The sequence below is a fragment of the Virgibacillus halotolerans genome (assembly GCF_016908515.1).
Classification (GTDB): Bacteria; Bacillota; Bacilli; order Bacillales; family Amphibacillaceae; genus Virgibacillus_M; species Virgibacillus_M halotolerans.
Map to the genome: position 1 here is coordinate 227,710 of NZ_JAFBEA010000003.1, position 23,398 is coordinate 251,107.

24 protein-coding genes, 1 tRNA gene and 2 riboswitches are annotated in these 23,398 nt (G+C 38.5%); of the genes, 12 read left to right on the top strand and 13 right to left on the bottom strand.

What is annotated here, in order from left to right; all coding sequences use genetic code 11:
- Positions 1 to 40: 40 nt before the first annotated feature.
- Complete coding sequence (locus JOC34_RS09840) at positions 41 to 1,606, top strand: BCCT family transporter (RefSeq protein ID WP_205136583.1); 1,566 nt, start codon at positions 41 to 43, stop codon at positions 1,604 to 1,606.
- A 73-nt stretch (positions 1,607 to 1,679) separates the two neighbouring features.
- On the opposite strand, the gene JOC34_RS09845 is transcribed toward JOC34_RS09840, so the two are convergent.
- From JOC34_RS09845 to JOC34_RS09860, 4 genes are all read right to left on the bottom strand, one after another.
- On the bottom strand, positions 1,680 to 2,360 hold the full coding sequence (locus JOC34_RS09845) for a DUF4956 domain-containing protein (RefSeq protein ID WP_205136584.1): 681 nt from the start codon (positions 2,358 to 2,360) through the stop codon (positions 1,680 to 1,682).
- A gap of 1 nt (position 2,361) precedes the next feature.
- Entirely contained in the window at positions 2,362 to 3,123 is a 762-nt protein-coding gene (locus JOC34_RS09850; RefSeq protein ID WP_205136585.1) for a polyphosphate polymerase domain-containing protein, read from the bottom strand.
- Positions 3,124 to 3,491: 368 nt separating this feature from the next.
- Positions 3,492 to 3,686, bottom strand: a complete 195-nt coding sequence (locus JOC34_RS09855) for a hypothetical protein (protein ID WP_205136586.1) — start codon at positions 3,684 to 3,686, stop codon at positions 3,492 to 3,494.
- Between the two features lie 108 nt (positions 3,687 to 3,794).
- A complete protein-coding gene (locus tag JOC34_RS09860; protein ID WP_205136587.1) occupies positions 3,795 to 4,274 on the bottom strand; it encodes a hypothetical protein in 480 nt (159 codons plus the stop codon).
- 587 nt (positions 4,275 to 4,861) lie between these two features.
- Here JOC34_RS09860 and JOC34_RS09865 point away from each other — a divergent pair.
- Complete coding sequence (locus tag JOC34_RS09865; RefSeq protein WP_205136588.1) at positions 4,862 to 6,343, top strand: MDR family MFS transporter; 1,482 nt, start codon at positions 4,862 to 4,864, stop codon at positions 6,341 to 6,343.
- 68 nt (positions 6,344 to 6,411) lie between these two features.
- Here the strand turns inward: JOC34_RS09865 and JOC34_RS09870 are convergent, their stop codons facing one another.
- The gene (locus tag JOC34_RS09870) at positions 6,412 to 7,440 is read right to left on the bottom strand and encodes a YeiH family protein (protein ID WP_205136589.1); all 1,029 of its coding nucleotides are present in this window, start codon (positions 7,438 to 7,440) and stop codon (positions 6,412 to 6,414) included.
- A gap of 124 nt (positions 7,441 to 7,564) precedes the next feature.
- Here JOC34_RS09870 and JOC34_RS09875 point away from each other — a divergent pair, with 124 nt between their 5' ends.
- Both JOC34_RS09875 and JOC34_RS09880 read left to right on the top strand, forming a co-directional pair.
- On the top strand, positions 7,565 to 8,458 hold the full coding sequence (locus JOC34_RS09875) for a LysR family transcriptional regulator (RefSeq protein WP_205136590.1): 894 nt from the start codon (positions 7,565 to 7,567) through the stop codon (positions 8,456 to 8,458).
- Positions 8,459 to 8,534: 76 nt separating this feature from the next.
- Positions 8,535 to 9,275, top strand: coding sequence for a MerR family transcriptional regulator (locus tag JOC34_RS09880; RefSeq protein ID WP_205136591.1), 741 nt, complete (start codon positions 8,535 to 8,537; stop codon positions 9,273 to 9,275).
- 62 nt (positions 9,276 to 9,337) lie between these two features.
- On the opposite strand, the gene JOC34_RS09885 is transcribed toward JOC34_RS09880, so the two are convergent.
- Entirely contained in the window at positions 9,338 to 9,745 is a 408-nt protein-coding gene (locus JOC34_RS09885) for a DUF4064 domain-containing protein (RefSeq protein ID WP_205136592.1), read from the bottom strand.
- A 385-nt stretch (positions 9,746 to 10,130) separates the two neighbouring features.
- On the opposite strand from JOC34_RS09885, the gene JOC34_RS09890 reads away from it, so the two are divergent.
- Complete coding sequence (locus tag JOC34_RS09890) at positions 10,131 to 10,538, top strand: DUF1259 domain-containing protein (RefSeq protein WP_205136593.1); 408 nt, start codon at positions 10,131 to 10,133, stop codon at positions 10,536 to 10,538.
- A 348-nt stretch (positions 10,539 to 10,886) separates the two neighbouring features.
- Here the strand turns inward: JOC34_RS09890 and thiE are convergent, their stop codons facing one another.
- The 5 genes from thiE to thiW all read right to left on the bottom strand — a co-directional run bounded on the left by thiE (position 10,887) and on the right by thiW (position 14,427).
- A complete protein-coding gene (gene thiE, locus JOC34_RS09895) occupies positions 10,887 to 11,468 on the bottom strand; it encodes a thiamine phosphate synthase (protein WP_205136832.1) in 582 nt (193 codons plus the stop codon).
- Between the two features lie 36 nt (positions 11,469 to 11,504).
- Positions 11,505 to 12,278 carry a hydroxyethylthiazole kinase gene (thiM, locus tag JOC34_RS09900; protein WP_338062661.1) on the bottom strand — a complete coding sequence of 258 codons (774 nt, stop codon included), beginning with the start codon at positions 12,276 to 12,278 and terminating at the stop codon, positions 11,505 to 11,507.
- A complete protein-coding gene (thiD, locus tag JOC34_RS09905) occupies positions 12,275 to 13,084 on the bottom strand; it encodes a bifunctional hydroxymethylpyrimidine kinase/phosphomethylpyrimidine kinase (RefSeq protein WP_205136594.1) in 810 nt (269 codons plus the stop codon). The genes thiM and thiD overlap by 4 nt, the downstream gene beginning before the upstream one ends.
- Entirely contained in the window at positions 13,081 to 13,764 is a 684-nt protein-coding gene (gene tenA / locus JOC34_RS09910; RefSeq protein ID WP_205136595.1) for a thiaminase II, read from the bottom strand. Before tenA ends, thiD begins: the two co-directional genes overlap by 4 nt.
- Positions 13,765 to 13,834: 70 nt before the next feature.
- Positions 13,835 to 13,939: riboswitch (TPP riboswitch) on the bottom strand.
- 2 nt (positions 13,940 to 13,941) lie between these two features.
- Positions 13,942 to 14,427 (bottom strand): energy coupling factor transporter S component ThiW, encoded by a 486-nt coding sequence (thiW, locus tag JOC34_RS09915; RefSeq protein WP_205136596.1) that lies wholly within the window; start codon positions 14,425 to 14,427, stop codon positions 13,942 to 13,944.
- Between the two features lie 80 nt (positions 14,428 to 14,507).
- A riboswitch (TPP riboswitch) is annotated at positions 14,508 to 14,622 on the bottom strand.
- A gap of 279 nt (positions 14,623 to 14,901) precedes the next feature.
- On the opposite strand from thiW, the gene JOC34_RS09920 reads away from it, so the two are divergent.
- From JOC34_RS09920 to phnX, 6 genes are all read left to right on the top strand, one after another.
- A complete protein-coding gene (locus JOC34_RS09920) occupies positions 14,902 to 15,933 on the top strand; it encodes a LytTR family transcriptional regulator DNA-binding domain-containing protein (RefSeq protein WP_205136597.1) in 1,032 nt (343 codons plus the stop codon).
- Between the two features lie 112 nt (positions 15,934 to 16,045).
- Positions 16,046 to 16,894: an ATP-binding cassette domain-containing protein gene (locus JOC34_RS09925; RefSeq protein WP_205136598.1), complete on the top strand. Its 849-nt coding sequence runs from the start codon at positions 16,046 to 16,048 to the stop codon at positions 16,892 to 16,894.
- Positions 16,891 to 17,601, top strand: a complete 711-nt coding sequence (locus JOC34_RS09930; RefSeq protein WP_205136599.1) for an ABC transporter permease — start codon at positions 16,891 to 16,893, stop codon at positions 17,599 to 17,601. The genes JOC34_RS09925 and JOC34_RS09930 overlap by 4 nt, the downstream gene beginning before the upstream one ends.
- 239 nt (positions 17,602 to 17,840) lie before the next feature.
- Positions 17,841 to 19,163: an MFS transporter gene (locus JOC34_RS09935; protein WP_205136600.1), complete on the top strand. Its 1,323-nt coding sequence runs from the start codon at positions 17,841 to 17,843 to the stop codon at positions 19,161 to 19,163.
- Positions 19,164 to 19,260: 97 nt separating this feature from the next.
- The gene (phnW, locus tag JOC34_RS09940) at positions 19,261 to 20,394 is read left to right on the top strand and encodes a 2-aminoethylphosphonate--pyruvate transaminase (protein WP_205136834.1); all 1,134 of its coding nucleotides are present in this window, start codon (positions 19,261 to 19,263) and stop codon (positions 20,392 to 20,394) included.
- A 129-nt stretch (positions 20,395 to 20,523) separates the two neighbouring features.
- Positions 20,524 to 21,333: a phosphonoacetaldehyde hydrolase gene (phnX, locus tag JOC34_RS09945; protein WP_205136601.1), complete on the top strand. Its 810-nt coding sequence runs from the start codon at positions 20,524 to 20,526 to the stop codon at positions 21,331 to 21,333.
- Between the two features lie 326 nt (positions 21,334 to 21,659).
- Here phnX and JOC34_RS09950 read toward each other — a convergent pair.
- Positions 21,660 to 21,732: transfer RNA gene (locus JOC34_RS09950), tRNA-Ala, on the bottom strand.
- Between the two features lie 167 nt (positions 21,733 to 21,899).
- Here JOC34_RS09950 and JOC34_RS09955 point away from each other — a divergent pair.
- On the top strand, positions 21,900 to 22,226 hold the full coding sequence (locus JOC34_RS09955; protein ID WP_338062662.1) for a DUF4870 domain-containing protein: 327 nt from the start codon (positions 21,900 to 21,902) through the stop codon (positions 22,224 to 22,226).
- Between the two features lie 42 nt (positions 22,227 to 22,268).
- Here JOC34_RS09955 and JOC34_RS09960 read toward each other — a convergent pair whose 3' ends face one another.
- Positions 22,269 to 23,375, bottom strand: a complete 1,107-nt coding sequence (locus JOC34_RS09960) for a hypothetical protein (RefSeq protein ID WP_205136602.1) — start codon at positions 23,373 to 23,375, stop codon at positions 22,269 to 22,271.
- Positions 23,376 to 23,398 lie beyond the last annotated feature (23 nt).

A 23,398-nucleotide genomic window follows, 5' to 3' on the forward strand; every position in this document is an offset into this window, starting at 1 on the left:
ATATTATGGACACTTGCTTCTATAACTTAGGGGGAGAAGCGTGAAGTCAAAAAAAGATAACAGATTAGATTGGACAGTGTTTTCGATAAGTGCAGGATTCTTAATATTATTTATTATCCTATCCTTTATCGATAGTACAATGGTGGGAAATGGAATAACAAAACTATTTAACCTGTCCGCGGATGTTTTTGGTGCATATTGGCAGTTACTATTACTTGGTAACTTTGTCATCGGAATATACTTGGCATGTTCAAAATATGGAAAAGTTCGCTTGGGAAATCAGGATAAACCCAAGTATAGTTATTACAAATGGGTTGCGATGATCTTAACGACATTGCTTGCAAGTGGTGGTGTGTTCTGGGCTGCTGCTGAACCAATGTATCATTTTATGAATACCCCGCCTGTATTTGGTGGCGGTGAGTTTAATAATATACCAGGCGCATTTGCGTATGCATTTATGCACTGGGGCTTTACGGCCTGGGCAATACTGGGGACTTTAGCTACGATCGTGATGATGTATGTACATTATACGAAAGGCTACCCAATGCGGCCAAGGGCATTACTATTTCCAATCTTTGGCGAAAAAATATATAAGGGAAGCGTGCTGGGTACAGCTGCTGATAGCTTTTCTATCATTGCAACGGTGGCTGGAACATTAGGTCCACTCGGTTTCCTAGGATTACAAGTTTCTTATGGATTAAATGATTTGTTTGGTTTGCCTAATACAGTAACATCGGCTATTTTTATCGTGGTTATCCTTGTGATCATTGCCGGTATTTCAGCGGCAACGGGTGTAGACAGAGGAATTCTCCATTTAAGCCGTTTTAATGTGGGACTAACAATTGTGTTGGCCATTGTTATGCTCGTCATCGGGCCGACTATGTTTATCCTCGATGCGTTTATTGGAGGAACAGGGCATTACCTGCAAAACTTTTTCCAAATGAGTTTATTTCGTGGTGATAGTGAATGGCTTGGAGGGTGGACCATTTTCTTCTGGGGCTGGTTCATTGGTTACGGTCCAATGCTGATTATATTTATTAGTCGGATATCCCGTGGAAGAACCATTAGAGAATTAGTTTTAGCTGTATCGATTGTTGCGCCGCTTGTGAGTAACTTCTGGTTCTCTATTGTTGGCGGAACGGGTGTGTTTTTCGAAATTGAAAATCCGGGTTCTATCTCTAACGCTTTAAATGAAGCCGGAATGCCTGCAGCAGTAATGGCCATCATGAATCAGCTACCATTCAGTGTAGTTATGGCACTTGCATTCTTGCTTGTTTCGATTATTTTCGTCGCAACAACAACAGATACGATGGCATACACTTTAGCAGTTACGTTAACAGGTAATGACCATCCAAAACGTTGGTTGCGTGTCTTCTGGGCTGTTATATTTGGTACAACAACAGCAATGATACTTACAATCGGTGAAGATAGTATTACGGCCATTCAAAACTCGATCGTAATTACTGCTGTTCCCGTTTCATTGCTATTGCTGCCACCATTATGGATCGCTCCGAAAATAGCGAAAAAGATGGCACTTGATCAAAGGCTGATTTGGGTAAGGTCAGGAAGAAACCCAAGAAAATCGAAATATAATGATGAGCAATAAAAAAGTTACGGGGACAGTCCCTCACCACGCTAACGCGTTAAAGTGGTGAGGGACTGTCCCCGTTATTCGTCTGTTATTCTTCTTCTTCCAAATAGGTTAAGGAAACTTTCAAATTAGCATTTCTTTCACGTATACGATCGAGTAGAACTTTATCTTTTGTATCCTTTTTACAGGAAATAGCGTACGTATATAATATCATGGTACCTAAATTCGTTGTTTCTACTTTACGCAGTTTATTGGATATGGTAAATTCCGCTAGTATATCATCTAATAAATTTTCATGGTTTAGATTTTCAGGGATGGTTACTTTCAAAATCTGACCTTCTTTTCGTTTTCCATATTCAAATTTATATAATAAGTAAAAGATAAGACTGGAAAACAGAGTAAGCACAATTGCTAAATCAAACTGGTACAATCCTGCAGTCATTCCGACACAAAGTCCAAAGAAGATATAAGCGATATCCTTGGCATTCGTTACAGCACTACGAAAACGAATTAAAGAAAATACAGCAAACAAACCAAAAGCAACACCAGCATTGCCACTAACCACATTCATAACCACAGATATGATCACACTCATCATCACGATCGTATGGACGAAAGCTTGTGAATACCGTTCACCAGTAAAGGTGATCTGATATACCTTGGTTATAACCAAACTGAGAATGGTTGCAATCACCATTGCCAATAAACTCATATAAATAGATGATCCAGTTTCTACATTTGTATTAAATAATTGATCTAAAAAATCCATGTTACATTCCTCCCATAACTATTTTTTCCGTTTCAATGCCATTTGGCAATGCTTCCTGTTTTAATAATTCCATACTGGTGCAAAATTTGGATGCACTTTTTTGTTCACAGTTTAAGTCTTGTAATATGCGTACCAACCAAAGTGGTACACTATCACTTACCTTCACTTCTAGAACAATTAAATTCGGATCAATAAAGTTTTCTCCGTAGGCGCCATTTTCAAGATAAAGGTCTTCATTACGACATCGAAGATTGGAATCAAATGTGATGCGTAAATCCGGATCATAGACCCCGTGTAATGCATGCCTATCATAGCTGACAATCATTTCCGGCTTTAATGCATACAGCGTCCGGAAATAATGAATTTCACGTAGTACTTGCGTATTCGATGTTTCATATTCTTCTAATGGAATTTCATCTGAATAGGCCAGATACCTGTATGCCTCTTTAAGTGGTAGCAGCATCCTTCGTTTATTCACCACTTTTTCGTGCTTTTGTTTCACTTCGAAAAAGGCGGTACCGTCCATGTTTGTATCGTTATAAACACGTAAGCGTAATTTTTGCCGATACTTTAATTTGTTTTTCGTTTCAAAGTAAATTTCGTGATCATCATTGTCGAAGTATAAACTGGTTACCGTATATCTCCCGTCAATCCCAAATTTATCCGGGCGCATATAAGGAGATATCTGTTCGATTAGTGCTTCATATTGTTGTTGGGTGATGAGATATTTTTGCTCTTTTCGCTTAAAAACTTCAATTGCCAATTTCTTCAACCTCCTTGATTTCTATCATATAAAATGATCATGAGACCTCCATGTGAGCAAGATTAGAATTTCATGAGTGTATACTGTGACTTTTCTAAGATACTAGTAAACGTTGAAAAATGGATTTAATACATGTTTAATAGTTTGATTAAACATGTAAGTATGCTAATTAACTTATTGTACTTGACCAGCAAGAACATAGATGATAGCAATGCAAGGAGAATCACAAAATATAAGATATGTACTGCTTACAAATGGATTTATACAAAAGTAAAGGAGGAATTATAGGTCTGCAGGAAGGGGGAGTAATCATTTAACAGTAAAGAAGAGACCAGCGATGCATGAGATGGTCTCTTCTTTTGGAGGTACTAATTAAATTTCATATTAAAAAGCGCCTTCACGCCAAGGTATAGAAGCGCTAAGCCAAACACGATCATTGCCAAAGCTCCAACAACAGCAAAAAAGTCGGTTACACCTGTACTGATAAAGCCAACTTCAGGAATATTGGTCAACCCGAATCCAGCTAGCATACAAGCTAAATACAACCAAGCTAGTTGATACATCGTTACCCCTCCTTCATTGTATTTTATGAAGGCGGGATAGCGTATGATTGTACACTCAAAAACAGCAAAGTAAATCGTACCTAATCGACGGTCGTTGTTCGAAACATGCTAAAAACACTGGAAGGATTGAATACGGTCTAAGTCAATACCGAAATAGGTCCATCTGTTGCGGGACCACCTAAAACCTGCAACGGAATTTCTGCCAACAAACGTTGGGAAAAACCAAAATGCATCTCTTCTTAACCAAATATAAGTGAAACGGAATAAACAACCCCTAATTGCACCGGGGTCTACTGCAAAGGTTTGAAATTGCGGTTGTGCCGGTGTGAAAGAAGGGGGTGGTGTTGTCGGAGCTCCACCTGTTTGTCCTCCTCCGCCTGGTCCCGGAAATTGTCCTCCAGGCTGCCCGGGAAATTGTCCCCCTGGTTGGCCAGGAAACGGTCCACCAGGCTGTCCTGGAAACCCTGGTGATTGTCCGGGAAATGGTTGATTGTTATTTCCTGGATTTCCGATAAATTGATCCCATAAAAACCCTGGTAAATCAAATTGTCTATCATCATTAAACGATGGTTGTTCGTATGGATTCATCGACTAATTCCTCCCTCTTTGAAGTCTTCCCTTTAATATATGGGTGTTTGGTGTAATTTGGGAATGAATTATAGAGAATGGGCGAATAAAAAACACTTGCTAATCTGAAATGCACGTGTTAATATTAGCCTACTATTTATATTCGCGGCGTTACTAATACACCCACCTTTTCAGGTGGGTGTTAAGTGTCACCAAACTACGAAATAAGTGCGACTAAGGTTAAGATGGAGTTTTACTCCATCTTAACCAAGTCTTCTTTATGAACGGAGGGTTTTAAAAATGAAGCACATCAGATTCCGAATCATCACTTTGCTTGCCTAATTGAATAGCATTTAAAGGCTCTACTTGTGTAGGGTGTTCGGGATTGTTCTGCCTAATTTTAAAAACCTAATATAAAAATGCAGGGGGGAGGAGACGACTCTTCCTTTTTTTATGCGAGGAAATGTTAAAATCGCATGTTTTTTTCCGACTACTTCCAACACAATTAGAATTTGTGTTTTTTTATTTCACGAATAGGAAAGCATAACTCATAGAAAACACGTATAAGTGTAATAAAGTTTTTTAAACAATAAAAGGAGATTTATTTTATGACAGAAGTAACAAATAATAAAAAATATGAGTATTTAGCTGACGACCCTAATGGTAAAGTAATGCCGATCATGATTTCGTTAATTATTGGTGCTTTTTTTGCCATATTAAACGAAACATTACTGAACATTGCTCTGACAACTTTAATGAAGGAATTTAGTATTTCCGTCTCAACAGTGCAGTGGATGGCGACAGGCTTTATGTTAGTAATGGGGATTGTTATCCCGATGTCGGCTGTGTTATTGCAATGGTTTACAACCAGACAAATGTTTATGGGTACGATGATTGCTTTTACTATCGGTACAATTATTTGCGCAGCAGCGCCTACTTTCCCGGTATTATTGGCAGGTCGTTTCTTACAAGCTGCTGGAACCGGGTTATTAATCCCTATTATTTTTAATACATTTCTATTGCTATTTCCACCACGTCGCAGGGGTGCGGTAATGGGGATTGTTGGATTAGTAATCATGTTCGCGCCATCTATTGGACCAACATTATCTGGTGTTATTGTCGAACATTTGGGCTGGCGTTACCTGTTTATTACGGTAATTCCGTTTGCACTATTCTCGATTATTTTTGCAAATAAGTATCTCATTAATGTATCAGAAGTGACAAAGCCTAAAATAGACATTTTATCGATTGTCTATTCAACGATTGGATTCGGTGGGATCGTATTTGGTTTCAGCTCAGTTGGAAATAATGAGGCAGGATTCCTTGCCCCTGTTGTATATATTTCAATCATTGTAGCGATTATTTCATTGGTACTATTTTCCTTCAGGCAATTAAAATTGGAGGAACCGCTTTTAGATATACGGGTATTTAAATTCCCGATGTACACACTTGGTGTTGTGATGTTTGTGATTATCATTATGGCGATGTTTGCGTCAGAAATTATTTTGCCTATTTATATGCAGGGGCCGCTCGCATTGGCAGCAGCAACAGCTGGCATTGTATTATTGCCAGGCAGCTTGTTAAATGGACTCCTGTCACCGGTTATGGGTGGACTGTTCGATAAATTCGGGCCACGGTGGTTAATGATACCTGCTACAGCACTTTTGTGTGGGACGATGTTTATGATGACCCGATTAGATATGGATACACCACTTTGGATCATTGTTGTCAGCTATATTCTACTCATGATATCCGTTTCCGCGATTATGATGCCGGCAGAAACGAACGGTTTAAATCAATTGCCAAAGCACCTGTATCCGCATGGTACTGCGATTATGACAACCTTACAGCCGGTTGCCGGGGCGATTGGCGTCTCTGCATTTATCAGTATTATGAATGCAAGACAAAGCAGTGTATTGGAAAAGGTACCCAATCCAACTGATCCACTGGCAGTCAATCAGGCCATGGTAGCGGGTGTTGAGTTGGTGTATTTGATCGCTTTTGGGTTTGCGATTGTAGCATTGATCGTGTCATTATTCGTGTATCGTGCAGAACCAAAACAGCTGGAAGAATTTTTGGAAGAAGAATAATATTACGCTAAAAAGGCGATTGTCTATGTCAGGATACTTTGACGATAGACAATCGTCTTTTTACACTTTTACACAATGAAATAGGCAACTACTGAAAGGCAGACAGATGTTATCGTCATCGCAATGAGTGGTTTCAATGCCCTTGTTCGTAAGTCCTGTAAGCTTACATTAAGACCAAGGCCAACCATGGCAGCTGTTAGTAACCAAGTTGTAATCGTATAAACACCCTCCATCACGTTGTCTGAAACCGGGATGGAATGACCAAATACGTAACTACCTAAAACACTTAATAGGATGAACCCAAGTAAAAACCATGGGAACTCCACTTTATTTTGTGTCTGATCCCCTTTACTTTTTCGTTTCATGAAATAAATAAAGATAAAACAAAGTGGCACGAGTAAAAACACACGCCCTAATTTTGCTAGTAAACCAATTGCTAATGCATCCTCGCCAGCGGGAGCAGCCGCGATAGCAACATGGGCAAGTTCATGTAAACTGATTCCTGACCATATCCCATAATCTGTCGGGATTAAAGGTAAAATGGGCCGCAGTATGGTATACCCAATGGCAAATACGGTTCCCATAAGTGCGATAATGCCAACTCCTATTGCTGTGTCTTCATCTTTCGCCTTTACGATTGGCGCAACTGCAGCTATTGCTGCGGCACCACAAACGCCAGTACCTACTCCCAGTAATAGGGAAATGTTTTTATCTGCTTTGAATACTTTTGCCAGCCATACCGTTAAACTAATCGCAAAGACAATAACAAAAGCATCACGTACAAGTAGCCCTAATCCATCATGAAACACAGTATCAATATTAAGCTTTAGTCCATATAGAATAATTGCCAAGCGCAGTAACTTTTTAGATGAAAAAGTAATACCTGTGCGTAGTGCTTCCGGATATCCAAAAATTTGCCGATAAATAACCGCGATAATAATGGCACATGCCAATTGTCCAACATGATCAAATCCAGGCACCATCGCTAATAAAAAGCCTAGTAGTGCGATAAAGAAAGTAAATGCGATTCCAGCAATCCAAATCCCAAATGGATTTTGTTGTGGACTTTCCTTTTGTGGTAATGGTTGAGATTCCATCCGAACACCTCCTGATATTAGCATAATTGATTATCTTATATAAGAAAAATAATTTATTGTGATGATGATGATAAGTAAAATGGTATAATGAGAGTAATATAAATGAAGTGGATGGTGAATCTAGATGGATCAGCACTTACAGGTATTTATAACTGTTGCGGAGAAGCAGAATTTTTCCCGGGCTGCAGAAGAACACCATATGACCCAGCCGGCAGTTAGTCAGTATATCCGCGCCTTTGAGGATAATATTGGAACCAGGTTACTGGAACGGAGTAATAAGTATGTACGTTTAAATAAAGCGGGCGAGATTGTTTATCATCATGCAAAAGAAATTTCAGGTCTTTATACGAAGATGCAACATCTTGTTGATGATTTGACAAATAAAGCAACGGGTTCACTTGCTATTGGTGCCAGCTATACATTCGGCGAGTATGTACTACCAGGGATCATTGCTAATATGCAGGGGATTTATCCGGATATCGAACCAACTGTTACGATTGGAAATACGGCCAAAATTGCTGACTTAGTAGCAAATCATCAACTGGACTTAGGGATTGTTGAAGGACATTTTATTGACAATCAATTAATAGAGGAAGTATTTGCGGAAGATGCAATGGTTATTGTCGCTTCTCCTGAACATCAACTGTTAAATAAAAAAGAACCAGTTGAAATAGCCGATTTGGAGAATGAAATGTGGATTGTGCGGGAGCACGGATCTGGGACACGAGAAGCTACGGAAAAAGTGTTTCGCCTGTTTGATTTGGAACCTGCTAAATTAATGCATTTCAGTAGTACACAACCAATCAAAGAATCTGTGGAAGCTGGATTGGGGATTAGTTTACTATCACAGTGGGCAATTCAAAAGGAGTTAAAGCATGGTGACCTAAAAGTAATTGATATAAAAGGATTACCGCTTCCCCGTCAATTTTCAATTGTTACCAAATCACCTTTTCAGACCAAGGCTCTAGAAATTTTTATTTCTTTACTACGGGATAATAACATGTTAACGACACTATAGAAGAAGTTTCAAATTCAAGTTGACTCTAACGTTACGTAATAGTTTATTGTAAATAAGTGAAGGGAGGGAACGGATCATGAAAGTAAAAGAAGTAGCTGATTTAGTTGGTATTAGTGTGCGAACACTGCATCATTATGATGCTATCGGATTGTTGACACCAGCGGAAACAACCGAGTCCGGATACCGGATCTATTCCGGTGATGACCTGGAAACATTACAGCAAATTTTATTTTTTAGAGAACTGGACTTCCCTTTGAAACAGATAAAGGAAATTATCAATAGTCCCGCTTTTGACCAGGAAGAAGCGCTCATATTGCATCGAAATATGCTCCTTAAGAAGCGCGGTCAGCTTGATCAAATGATCCAGACGATTGATAAAACAATTGAACACAAGAAAGGAGAAATTAAAATGACAGATAAGGAAAAGTTCGTAGGCTTTGACTTCAGTCATAACCCATACGAGCAAGAAGCACGTGAACGTTGGGGAGACAAAGCGGTTGATGAATCAAATGCTAAAATGAGAAGCTTATCCAAAGACGGGAAAAAAGCATATGGAGCAGAATTTAATGGTATTTATCGTGATTTAGCCTCGATTCGCCATGAAGTTCCTGAATCAGATGTAGCGCAAGCGGGTATTAAAGTATGGTATGACTTTTTAAACAAAATTGGCAACTATTCACTTGATGCGTTTAAAGGGCTTGGCCAAATGTATGTAGATGATGAACGTTTCACTAAAAATATTGATCAATTTGGCGAAGGGTTGTCCGTATTTATGCGGGACGCGATGGCCATTTATGCAGATCGACATAAGAAGTAACTTTAAAGTTGGCTAGCACAAATAGGGAGGCAGTTTACATCTTGTAACTGCCTCCTTGTTGTTTAGATAACGGTTTGCGGTTTTCTTACAAGACACATAATGCCAGCGATTAAGAAGAAAATTCCTGGTAAAATGGCTGCACCGAAAGTAACAATAGTAATTACAACAGCTGTTACAATAAAGATAATTCCTGCCGCTTTGGGTTTCTTATTTCCTTTAATGAAAACAATCGCGATAATACCTAATATAAGTGCGATCAGGGACGTAATAATGAGTGTCCATCCGCCAGCTGCCAAGGAGTTAACGAGGGAATTAAAGTCAAATACATCAGCAAACTCAGGATCCTCATAAATTTCTCTGAGAAAATCCTGTTGATTTTTTAGAAAAAGCATGATGACACCAAAGAGTGCTCCTAAGCCATAAAAGATTGCGCCAATGACACCAAGTACGATTTCACCTGTACGTTTCATATGATATAACCTCCATTTCTCTTAATCTCCCATCATTATTCCAGTATTGACGGATAATTTCAAACGTTTCCCTATGGATGGACTTGATTATTTAACAGATAGGAAACCTATAAAACTTTCTTACTGCATACACCAGCGCTTCATGGCGTTTTGCTTTGAATGTGTTTCTATTTGCCATATCAGGGTGATCCAATCCTGTAAAAGTGAATCTTAGTAATGTATATGTGAAATAAAGGACAACAATACCAATACTTAAAAGTACATGTGTTGCATCGTTTCTGGTGATATTAATTAGTGAATATGTATTTCTAATTGATAAATAGCCTGATGCGCATACTTTAACGTGAGATCACATAAATATCCTCTATAATAGGGGGGATGATTTATGAGTAATCATTTGAATCTCTGTGAACAATTTGCTAACATACTTCATGGAAAAGGTTCGATCAGCAACGGTGTTTGTACGGTATCTTTACATCGAAAAATCCATGTTACTGTTCAGGGGAAACAGAGTACGTCGATAGTTCCAGTCGGTGTCTGGTTTGAATCGTTGGATGAAAAAGGAAATGCTTTAAACATGGGGGAAATTGCTATTTTAGAGGAGGAGATCCCCAGGTTTATGTATGCAGTTGTTCAGCAGGGGATTATTGTCAGTGCCCTGCATAATCATTGGTTGTATACAAACCCAACAATCATGTACATTCATATCCAGTCCGTTGAACCGCCATTGAATTTCGCACAGAAGGTAGCGCATGCATTATCAACATTGAATAGTTATCCAACTTCAGGGTGATTGACAGCTTTGGAATCGAAATTTTAGGGATTACTATAACAGCCATAAAAAAACATATATACTATATATTGATATGAGGTATAATACTAATAACTAAAGGAGTGATTCTTATGGCGAAAAGCAGAGCCAGAAAAACGAGAGAAAAGCGTGTCAGAGAGGGCAGGATAGACCCTGCAATAAATAGAGGAATATATGCATTGGCTGATTTAAGTACAAGAAGAAGCAAAACAAAAAAGGAAACAATGTATCAAAACAAATATGGAGAGCTTTCATCGATGGATAGAAACCAAACGGATGAAAGCTCTTTTTATTTTGTATCTTTTTATATCCGAGGCTGTCAAGACTTCTCTACAATGCCTTTACAGCTTCCGCTATGTTTTCGGCTTTTGTTATCGCAGAGATTACTGATACGCCATCCGCACCAGCTTCAATTACCAATGCGGCATTTTCCGTATTGATGCCACCTATTCCTACGATGGGTAACTCGGGATACGCTCTTCGTACTGTTTCAATCCATTGCACGCCGACAGCTTTCTTTGCGTCGTCCTTTGAATTTGTATCGAAAATAGGTCCTGCTCCGATATAGTCAACAATAGAAAGTGGGCTATTGAATAGCTCCTGCTCGTTTGAAATAGATAGCCCAATCAACAGATTTGGATAAAGCCTGCGAAGTTCTTTGACAGACACATCATCCTGTCCAACATGGATGCCATCAACATGTAAAGGCTCCACAAGGTCTATATCATCGTTAATGAAAAAGGGAATACGATGATCCCTACAAACCTCCCGTAGCCTTTTTCCTAGCGTGAGCTTTGCTTTCCCTGTAAGGGAATTTACTCCTTTTTCACGGAATTGGAAGGCAGTAATCCCTCCGACGATAGCATCTTCCAATATTTCTACTGGATCAGTCTCACAATTTTGGCTACCCATAATAAAGTATTTACGTAGTAGTGGTAGTTTCACTGGCTATCTCCCCTCCAGTTTGTCGACATCAAAGGAAAGGGCATCAATAAAATGCGGCAAAAACGTCCCTGTTCCTTTTACTTCCTTTTGCATTGCGGCATGTTCAGCGGCAAGTCCATAAAATTCCAGTGCTGTTAAAACCTGATCCTCTATATATTCAGTGGTTGTCAGGCAGGCGGTTACAATGGATCCCAATAAACAGCCTGCACCGGTTACTTTGGATAAGAATGGGTGGCCTGTCTTATTTTGTATCAATTTATCTCCTGTACAAACTAGATCCGTTTTTCCAGTAATGATCGCAGTCACGTCAAAGGTTTTAGCCACTTGTTGGACAATTTCTGATGCATTTCCTTCCCCAAGTGATTCTACGCCTTTTGTTTCCCAAGAAATATCAACAAGATTTGCCAGTTCTCCAGCGTTCCCTTTAATGGCAGTGATTTGTATCTCATTCAAAATTCGATTTACAGCAGAGGCACGAAATGGGGTAGCACCTACACCAACTGGATCAAGGACCACTGGAATTCCCTTTTCATTGGCAGCTTTACCAGCAATAATCATTGCCTGAAGCTCCGCCGCTGTCAATGTTCCGATATTAATGAGCACACCATCTGCATTTGCTGCCATATGGTGTGCTTCCTCCTCCGCTTTTGCCATTACAGGCGAAGCGCCAAAGGATAATAACCCATTTGCAGTGAAATTCATTACCACTTGGTTGGTTAAATGGTGAATGAGCGGATTATTTTCTCGTACTTTTCGAATGACTTCTGGATTCATCATTTCACCTTCTCTTCGTGTGCGCGTGTCGCAAAGTGGTTGGTAGGACCGTTTCCATGCCCCAACTCAAATGAATCTTTGATCGCAGCGGTAACAAATTCCTTCGCATGTTTCACGGCATTCAATAAGGGAACACCCTGGCTCAAATAGGCTGTAATAGCAGCGGAGTACGTACATCCGGTGCCATGGGTATTTTTTGTGTCAATCCGTTTAGATGAAAAAGTGTGGATTTTATTACCATCATAGAGAAAATCGATGGCATCACCTTCCAAATGGCCACCTTTAACAAGTGCAGCTCCCGCACCATATTCAGCGACAATTTGTTCAGCAGCATGCTCCATATCGTTCAAGCTTTCAATCTTTTCTCCAGTAAGGTATGCTGCCTCCGGAATGTTTGGCGTAACCAATGTTGTTAATGGAAGAAGCTGCTCACGTAAATAATCACGTGCGTTCGCTGCAATTAAAGGATCACCACTTGTGGCAACCATGACAGGATCCATAACGAAAGGGGCCTTTTGATTCACCACTTTTTCTCCGATTACTTTCATCATATCCTTATTAGCAATCATGCCGGTTTTAAAAGCATGGACCGGCATATCGGTAAATACGGAATCAAGTTGCTGTTCGATCATCTCAGCCGGAAGGTGATGTACGTCTTGTACCCCTGTAGTATTTTGAGCAACAACAGAGGTAATCACTGACATACCATAGCTTTTAAGTTCCTGAAATGTTTTTAAGTCTGCTTGGATACCTGCGCCACCACTTGGATCGGTTCCGGCAATGGTAAGGGCACATGCTACATGCGTCATTTGCTCATCACCTTTTTCTCTGACGGCCATGCTTCACAAGTAATTGACATCTCCCAAAAACCTAACTCCAGCTGACAGCTTTTACGAAATGCATCTTTTATTTTTATCAGATCTGATGGACTTGCATTCTCTGCAATTTCATCTAGTTGTTTACGCATTTCCAATTCTACAATACCTGGATCAGCATAAAAGGAGATCCACGGATAGAAAGGGTGATCTTCCTTCGGTTGATATTGTTTCATTAATGTTTTACCGATTTCAAAGTATGTCCATGGACATGGTAGCAAAGCAGCAACTAATTCTCCTAAACTTCCCATGTGTGCATGATACATCATATGTTTTACATAATGATCCGCAGTAGGCGGTAACGGATAGCCTTGTAATTCATCATAACCTACGCCAATATGGTCACAAAAGTTATGGTGTGGATGTGACTCACTATTTAGAACGAAGTCAATTTGTTTATTAAAAAAAACAATTCCGTCACGGGTTGCTGATTTTGCAATTGCAATGCCATAAAGATGCATAAATGCACTTAAATATTCATAATCTGCTTTGATATAATGTGCCAATGCTTCTTTGGGCACATCCCCTTTGCCAATCCCTTGTACAAATGGGTGATTGAAAATAGCCTCAAATACATCGTCACTTTCTTTTCTTAATTGGTCTGTGAAAGTCATAAGAAAGCCTCCTAATAATATTTAGAAGCTACTAGAGGAAATAAAGTAGAGGGAGGAGACGAATAGATGTAGATATCCTCGACTACTTCCTTGCGCTGGCATTACCCAGATCAAGTTCCAAGGGACCAAGGAAAAACTCCTTATCTCAGCACCAATGGCGCCCCTAGTAGATTCGTGTTAAATTTTAATGTGTTTGTCAATCGTGACGCGTGACACGATAAATAAAGCAATGCATGCACCGGTAATGCTGCTAATTAGAAACGATGGCATGAAAAATAATGCACCAACTGAACTTCCTAATATGATTTTTGCAAAGGGAACGGAAAACAGTGATCCAATGATACCAGTACCAAATACTTCACCAATAGCTGCCCAGAATGGTTTACCGAACTTTCGGAACAAAAATCCTGCCAGAAAGGCTCCAATCATACCCCCTGGAAATGCGATTAATGTACCAAAACCAAGCATATTTCGTAATAAACCAATCATAAAGGCGATAATAACAGCTGGACCCGGTCCAAGGATTACCGCTGCCATCACGTTAACAGTATGTTGCACAGGATAAGCCTTTGCCACACCAGCCGGAAACCAAAGCAATTGGGATCCGATGGTTCCGATCGCTATGAAAGCGGCCATGGTTGTTAGTAAACGTGTGCGATTCAAAAGTAACCTCCTTTTTTCGAAATGCAAAAAAAGCCAGATCCATTGTAAGGACCTGACTTCGATAGGCTGAAATAGATAGACGTATTGTCCGACTACTTCCCTCCGCTGGCATTAACCAGATCAGGTCCGTAAGAGTCGGAAAGCTTCAGACGCTTTCCTCTCAGCCCGTTTGTTCAGGCACCCCTAGTAGTTATTGATATATTCATTTGCTTGGTATATTAACCATAACAAAAGAATGACCTTTTGTCATGAGATTCAGGTTAATTATTTTGAAAATCCGCAAAAGTCACCTTAGTTTGTGTTATAACTAGGATATACATATATATTTCCTGTGATAGATATCATCATTTCCCGGGAAATATCGACATATTTTCACTCGAATCGTCAGCGGAATTTTACATAAAGTGAAACTTCTATGGGGGGTACTGCCCGCCAACTGCGATAAATTTAAAATGAAAGATGGAGAGATAAAAGATGGCCGTATTATCAATGATAAATATAGAGAAAAACGATGGAGATACCATTTTATTTCCTGCTTTTAGTTTAGACGTAGCTGAAAAGGAAGTAACCGCCATTTATTCTACGCTAAATGTACGCCAAATCCTTTTAAATATGTTCATTGGAAAAACATCGATTATGGGCGGTGAATTGATTGTAAAAGGAGCATGTATTTCCAAAAATAAACAGACATTTTTCAAAGAAGTCGGTGTGTTGTTTTTTGATGAAGGCATGTATGAACGATTAACCGTTCAAGACCATTTCAAATTTTATAAAGGATTGTATATTTCTAATCAAACGTTTGATCAAATGTTAAAGATTACCCAGTTGGAGGCAAAGAAACATACTAGATTAAGTAGATTAACGAATTCTGAAAAAAGAAGGGTTCAATTTGCTAGGATTTTGTTTCAGAATCCCTCATTGTTCGTTTTTGAAGAACCTGATTTGAATATTGACGTTGAAACAAAACGAATCTTTTTAACCATTATAAAAACGTTGCAGCAGAAGGGAAAAAGTGTGATCGTTCTAACGGGAAATATGGAAAGTGCAATCACAGTTGCAGAGTCTGTTTATCGTTTGGATAATAATGGATTACATACAATTGAATTGGATACCAGAGAAACGCAGGAGAAAGAGTCTATACAAACAGAAGCCATGACCAATCCCTCCATCCAGTTTAATAAGATACCTACAAGGGTTAATGAAAAATTGGTTTTGTTTGAACCACCAGAAATAGATTATATTGAATCCCATGATGGGCAATCAAACCTTTATATTAAGGGAGAAGTTTTCCCCTGCGTATTCACTTTGAATGAACTAGAAAAGCGATTGAAGCCTTATGGTTTTTTTAGGTGCCATCGTTCCTATATTGTTAATTTGCAAAAGGTTCGGGAAGTCATTACATGGACACGAAATAGTTACAGTTTGAATTTGGATGATAAGCCAAAGTCTTCAATTCCACTATCAAAGACAAAAATGGTACAACTAAAGGAGATGCTGGGTCTGTAATAACGCTATTCAACCTTGGAATTGCTCCTTTCATGTAAAATATGCTGTTCTGAAACATCATTTATCCTATTCTGGAGGTGTAGCAAAAACAAACCAGCCAGGAGGAATAAATGTGGAAAATGTGATTGAGCTGAAATCTTTGGCAAAAGTTTTTGGAAATCAAACCGCGTTGGAAGATGTAAACTTCCATGTGGAAAAAGGAGAGACATTCGGATTACTTGGGCCGAGTGGATCGGGAAAAACAACAACAATTAAAATTCTAACGGGCCAACTCACCCCGACAGCCGGAGAAGCGCATGTTTTTAATGTACCAACTTCAGCTTTGAATAAAGGAAAATATCGCAAAAGGTTTGGTGTATTAACAGATAATAGTGGGTTATACCAACGATTATCGATTCATGACAATTTAAAACTGTATTGTAAGCTTTATGATTTGCCGTTGAAGCGAATTACTGAAGTACTTGATATGGTGAATTTGGCGAATGAAGGAAAGAAAAATGTTGCCAAGTTATCCAAAGGAATGATACAGCGTGTAATATTGGCCCGGGCCTTCCTACATGAACCAGAATTGTTGTTCTTAGATGAGCCGACGTCAGCTTTAGATCCGACAAACGCTATGCATGTTTATGACGGGTTACGTGCATTAAAAGAAAAAGGAACAACTATATTTCTTACCACACACAATATGAGTGAAGCGGAGTTGTTATGTGACCGTGTTGCTTTCCTGCACAAGGGGGAGATTCAGTTATTGGATCAGCCGAAAACACTTCGCCAGCAATTCTCTGATGCATCTATATGCTTGGAATTAAAGGATGGGCGCGAAATCATGCTGTCTGGAGACGCAACAGGTGCACAAAAAATCTATGAATACATGGCTGCAGGTCAAGTTGTATCGATTCATTCAAATGAACCAACATTAGGCGATATATTTGTAAAAATAACTGGGAGGGAACTGGTATGAATTTTTCAATGAGGCGTATGAATGCGATATTTCAAAAGGATTTAAAGGATTTATCAAAGAATATGTATGTATCAACAACGCTAATCCTACCATTTATACTAGCGATCTTTTATCGGAAAATGGATATTATTTCAATAGAGACGCATTTTTTAATTATTAATTTGACTTTCGTAGCGGTTACGTTTTTTATCCAAAGCGCGATGATCGCCGAAGAGAAAGAAAAGAACACATTACGTGGGTTAATGTTATCACCTGCAACGTTACCCGAAATTCTTGGCGGTAAAAGTCTAGTCAGTTTTCTTTTGACGCTTGTTACCCTATTCTTGTGCGTGAAAATTCTTGGCTATGAACCAGCTCAGCCTACATGGATTGTCCTCGGCATGATTATCTCGGCCCTTTTTTATCTTGCTTTAGGTACGCTGCTGGGACTGTTATCTAGATCGGTGATTGAAGCATCGGTCATTATGCTGCCTGCTATGTTTATTTTTGGTTTCGGTTCGTTTCTAGAGCTAATCATTGATAAATACCCAGTGCTAACTTTTACAACTTACTTACCCAATCTGCAGCTGATAGATTTAGCGAATAAGGTAGAATCAGGTGCTGGTATTGGAAGTATATGGATACATTTGGCTATTATTTTTGCTTGGTTTGTTGTGGCTGCGGTAATAACTGTAATTGTCTTTAAAAAACGGGAGATGGATGATTGAGGAATATAAGTATGAGAATAGCAAGGAAGTCCCGTATCAATGATTAAGCAAATCTAAACAATGAAATGTAGTGATAAAAAGCTGTATGCGTAACAAAGCATGCAGCTTTTTTATTTGTCCTGAGAAAAACCAATCTTTACGATTCTTTTACATTGGGTTAATACTGACTCAATAATTGGCTGGTAAAATATGTATTGTAAAGAGATAAGAATTCGATAACAAAGAAAGGAGTAAAGTAAATGTCGAAAGTAGTGCATTCAAAAAAGGTTCAAAGAAAAGCAGCAATTGCTAGTTTGATAGGTGCTTCTATAGAGTATTATGACTATCTATTATACGGTACAGTCGCTACGTTAGTTTTTAACAAGGTCTTTTTTACGAATTTTGATCCGACGATGGGACTTTTAATTGCTTTAGCTTCTTTCGGAATTCCATATTTTTTTCGGCCGTTGGGTGGCATTATATTTAGCCATATTGGAGACCGGGTAGGTAGGAAAACAACTTTAATTCTAACATTGGGAATTATGGGTGTATCTACCGCTTTGATTGGCGTATTACCCACCTACAATAGTATCGGGATATGGGCACCGATTTTCCTTGTTAGTTTAAGATTAATTCAAGGAATTGCTGTCGGTGGTGAGTGGGGAGGAGCAGTACTCCTTTCGGTTGAATATGCGGATGAAAATAAACGAGGTTTTGCTGGAAGTATTCCAATGATGGGAGCGGCCATTGGCATGGTGCTTGCGACCGCAACGATGGCTATAGCAACATTGCTACCAGATACTTCATTTCTTTCGTGGGGGTGGCGAGTGCCGTTTGTTGCAAGCTTGGTTTTAGTAGTAGTTGGCTTATGGATACGAAGTGGTCTAGCTGAAACACCAGACTTTGAAAAAACAAAAGCTGAAGGTAATGTATCTAAATTACCTATCTCAGATGTATTAAAACATCACTGGAAAGATGTTCTATTAACAGCTGGCGTCAAAGGAATTGAAACAGCACCTTTTTATTTGTTCGCTACTTTCGGGATTTCGTATGCAACGAATACATTGGATATGCCAGAGAACCCAGTTTTAATGGCGGTAACGATAGGTACGCTTGTTTCTATTTTGATCATACCAATTGCAGGTAGGCTAGCAGACCGTGTAGGCACAAGAAAAGTGTTTACCTTTGGAACGTGGGCAGTAATGATTTTCATCATTCCGTTTTTTATGTTGCTCTCGTTAAAATCAATATTTGTCTTAACAGTTGCTGTTATGGTTGGTTTTGCAATCTGGTCGATTATTACAGCAGTGCTAGGTACGATGTTCGTTGAAGTATACAAACCTGAAATTAGGTATACAGGCATCTCCTTAGGTTATCAGTTAGGTGCTGCTATATTTGGTGGAACAGTCCCGTTACTTTCTACTTATCTTATTAATAGATTCAATTCATGGTTACCAGTTGCTATCTACCTCATTTTGCTAGGTGTAATAGCATTGATTAGTAACAGTTTAATACGAAGAAGAATGAATGAATACAAGAAACAAAAAAGGGTATATCTTGAGTCGAGTGAGATATATAGTTAGCTAAATTCTATTGTAAAAGGTGCTTTTGAATCTACAGGATTTATAGTATAAGATTTTATAATAAAAAAGCGAGGGATATTAAATGAACATAAACGAAATACCGGATAATCCATATTTATTACTAACTCCAGGACCGTTAACGACATCTCAAACAGTAAAGTTAGCGATGATGAAAGATTGGTGTACATGGGATGATGATTATAACAATCTGGTTCAAAATATTAGGCAGAAACTTGTCCAACTTGCAACCAAATCACCGGAGAAATATTCAACAGTACTTATGCAAGGTAGTGGAACCTTTAGTGTGGAAGCTGTAATTGGAACAACGATTCCAAAGGATGGAAAACTATTGGTGCTGGTAAATGGAGCCTACGGCCGGAGGATCGCAGATATTGCTAACAAACTTGCCATTAATACTACGGTTTTAGATAGAGGTGAAATTTTACCTCCGGATTTAGATAGGTTAGATAAGACTTTAGAAACTGACCAAGATATTACGCATGTTGCAGTTGTTCATTGTGAAACAACAACTGGAATGTTAAATCCTATCGAAAAAATTAGTGAAATCATAAAAAAACACCATCGAATTTTTATTCTTGATGCAATGAGTAGTTTTGGTGGAGTCGAAATGGACATAGATGAACTCCAAGTAGATTATCTTATTAGTAGCGCCAATAAATGCATTCAAGGTGTTCCGGGGTTTGGTTTTATCATTGCTAAAATTAGGGAAATTGAAAAGTGCAGTAAGAATGCCAGATCATTGTCACTAGATTTGTATGATCAATGGAAGGTAATGGAAAGCAATAATGGAAAATGGCGCTTCACATCCCCAACTCATGTTGTGCATGCATTTTATCAAGCGTTAGAGGAATTAGAGGAAGAAGGAGGAATCAAATTCCGAGCAAAAAGATATGCGGAAAACCAAAGAACACTCGTTGAAGGGATGAAAAAGCTTCATTTTAAACCATTACTCCCTGAAGCGGATCAATCGCCAATTATCACACCATTCTATTATCCTGATCATAAGGATTTTGATTTTCGTTTATTTTATAGCAAAATGAAGGATAAGGGTTTTGTTATCTATCCTGGAAAAGTGACACATTTAAATACATTTAGAATTGGAAATATTGGCGATGTACATGCCACTGACGTGGAAAACTTATTAGCGTCAATTAAACAAAGCTGTTATTGGGGCATAGGAAAGGATCAAGCCTATCTACTTTATAAGTGAAATTTAGGCACACTTATAAAGTTGGCAAGAGACAAGGTTTTCTAAATTGAATTTCGTTACTTTAAGTTGAATAAACTGAACAATAAATCTAAATGAAATTGTTTTTATTAAATAAAGGAGGTTTTTTGATTGAATAGACGATTACCACAAGTTGAGGCAGTTATTTTTGATTGGGCAGGTACCATAGTTGATTATGGGTGCTTTGCGCCACTGGATGTTTTTATAGAGATATTTGAAAAAAGGGGTATTAAAGTAAAGCCTGAAGAAGCACGTGAGCCGATGGGACTTCAAAAGAGGCAACATATAAAGGAAATGTGCCATATGGACCGAATTGCAAATTTGTGGAAAGATAAATTTGGTAGTTTTCCGGATGATGGTGATATTGATGATTTATATGCAGATTTTGAACCAATGTTATTTTCCATTCTTCCTAATTACTGTGATCCAGTACCAGGTGCGGTTGAGTTAGTAAATCGATTAAAGGAAAAGGGTATAAAAATTGGTTCAACAACCGGATATACTGCTGAAATGATGGCTATTGTTGCACCCGAGGCAAAGAAAAGAGGTTATGTACCTGACGGCATTGTTACAGCAGAAGATGTGCCATCCGGACGTCCCTTCCCATGGATGTGCTATCAGAATGCCATGAATTTAGGGGTATATCCAATGAAACATATTATAAAAGTTGGCGATACCATAAGTGATATAAATGAAGGTGTTAACGCAGGCTGTTGGACTGTAGGGGTAATAAAAGGGAGTAGTGAATTAGGGCTGAAAGAATCAGAAGTGAACACACTTGATCCTAAAATAGTTACTAATAAAATGGACAAGGTTTCTAAAAAGTTTAAGGAAGCTGGTGCTCATTTTGTAATAAATAGTATTGGGGAAGTCGATCAATTAATACCTAAAATAAATGCGCGTCTAATCCAAGGAGAATAAAAATTGTTTCATCTGTATAATCAAATGAAACAATTAAGATTCTTCCCATTTTATCTTACTGGGCATGCAGAATATATTTAGAAATGAAAGATTGTAGTCTGAAAAAAGGGTGCATTCCAGTATGAAGGAATGTACTCGCATCGCCATCTAAATTCAAGTACAAGTTCTGTATGGGCCAGTAACGGATTATAACTAGTTATTTCCAGCAGTTATGATATTCAGTAAGCTTTTAAGGTGACTGTCTTCTTGTACGACTTTTAATGTGTCAATAATAAAAGGCGCTCAAACCCTTGTGATATAAGGTTTTAAACGCCTTCCTGTATTAATGGAGCATATCGGGCTCGAACCGATGACCTCTTGCCTGCCAGGCAAGCACTCTCCCAGCTGAGCTAATGCCCCATGGAGTGAAATTACTTAACCGAGATTCATTATATCCCTTTTTAAGTTTATTATCAAGCAATCAATGCCCAATATTAAAAATAGGTTCATAAAAAATTCACAATACATTCACAAACAACGACTTTTCTGGTATAAATAGAATATACATCCAGAAAAGGAGTGATAACGTGCCAACGAATGATGAGCGTTTATTTTCTATGCTGATTTACGTGCTTAGCTTTCCATTTCCTGTTTTAGGCCCTTTAGTTATATGGCTGTTGAAACGGGAAGAATCTGAGTTTATTGATTATCATGGAAAGGAATATTTTAACTTTATTGTTTCTTATGCTATTTACTCAATTGTGAGCACTATTCTAATGATAGTACTAATTGGATTTGTCCTGATCTTCGTAGTGGGAATTATGTTAACTGTGTTTACGATTATCGCAGCAGTCAAATCCTATCAGGGAGAGAGATACCAATTCCCGTTGGTTATTAGATTCATAAAGTCTTAGAAGTGGAAAAAGGATTCAGTCATGTGATGTGGCTGAATCCTTTTATTTTGCTTCTTCGGAAAGTTTATTGGAATAAATTGGATCAAATTGCTTTGGGGTCGGCAATTGTGCGCGAATAAGCAAACCAATTTCAATGATTAAAATTATTGCAATAATCCATTTACCCGCTAGAAGAATGGCTTGCTGACTATTGGCTATCCAGACAGTCGGCACAATATCAATTGTGTGAAGCTTAAACGTGAACGTATAAAACATGCAAAAGGTAAAAATCCTTGACCATTGCGACGGATGGTATACGCATAACGCTTCGATAAATCCATAGGCTTTTGTTCGAAGCACGCCACGAACGACTTCCATTATTTCATTTGCAACAAAGATAATAACCACAATCGTCCATAGAATCAGTACCATTTCGTAATTTAGTGATTCTGAAATAATAGCAGCTGATCCGAGGATGGATAATGCCCCATGGAACATACAATTAGGTGCCTTCCAATCGTTAATCAAACTCCAGTGATACTTGGTATAGCGATTGATGATCAGTGTGATACATACGAAATAAAACAGGAAACCAATAGTGATCAGCAGCTCATTGATATAAAGAAACTGATAAAACCCGTCCCAGACATTGTTATACATAAGTAGCAAAGATTGTGTACTAACGGTTGTTAAAAATAAGATGCCATTCACGTTTTTAACGTGCTTATCTTTAAGAATAGACAGGATACCTTTAATGGATATAAAGAAAAAGAACAACCATAATAATGTATTCAAGATGACAAGTGGCAAGATAATCCGCCTGAACATTGGAAAATAGTTACTGAGAATGATCACGGTAACGGATGTACTGGCTACCCATGTACCAATACGGAATCGTCCAATGATATTTTCATAGTGTAAGGATTTAAAATCCTTTGTGATGAATGAAAAAATATAGGAAGTCATAAAAAAAGCCCAGATGGTTATTGCTATAAATGCGATCCATTTGAGCCATATACTGCTTATAGCAAATTGGGGCGCAACATTAACGCTGAATACACCAATTGCCATCACAATAGCGGTTGATACGGTATCAATATAGATAAATCTTCTGTTAATAAAGTAATAAAAAAGGGAGCATAACACAATTGCACCAATGATATATAGCAATCTAATATCACCTCATTCGTAAT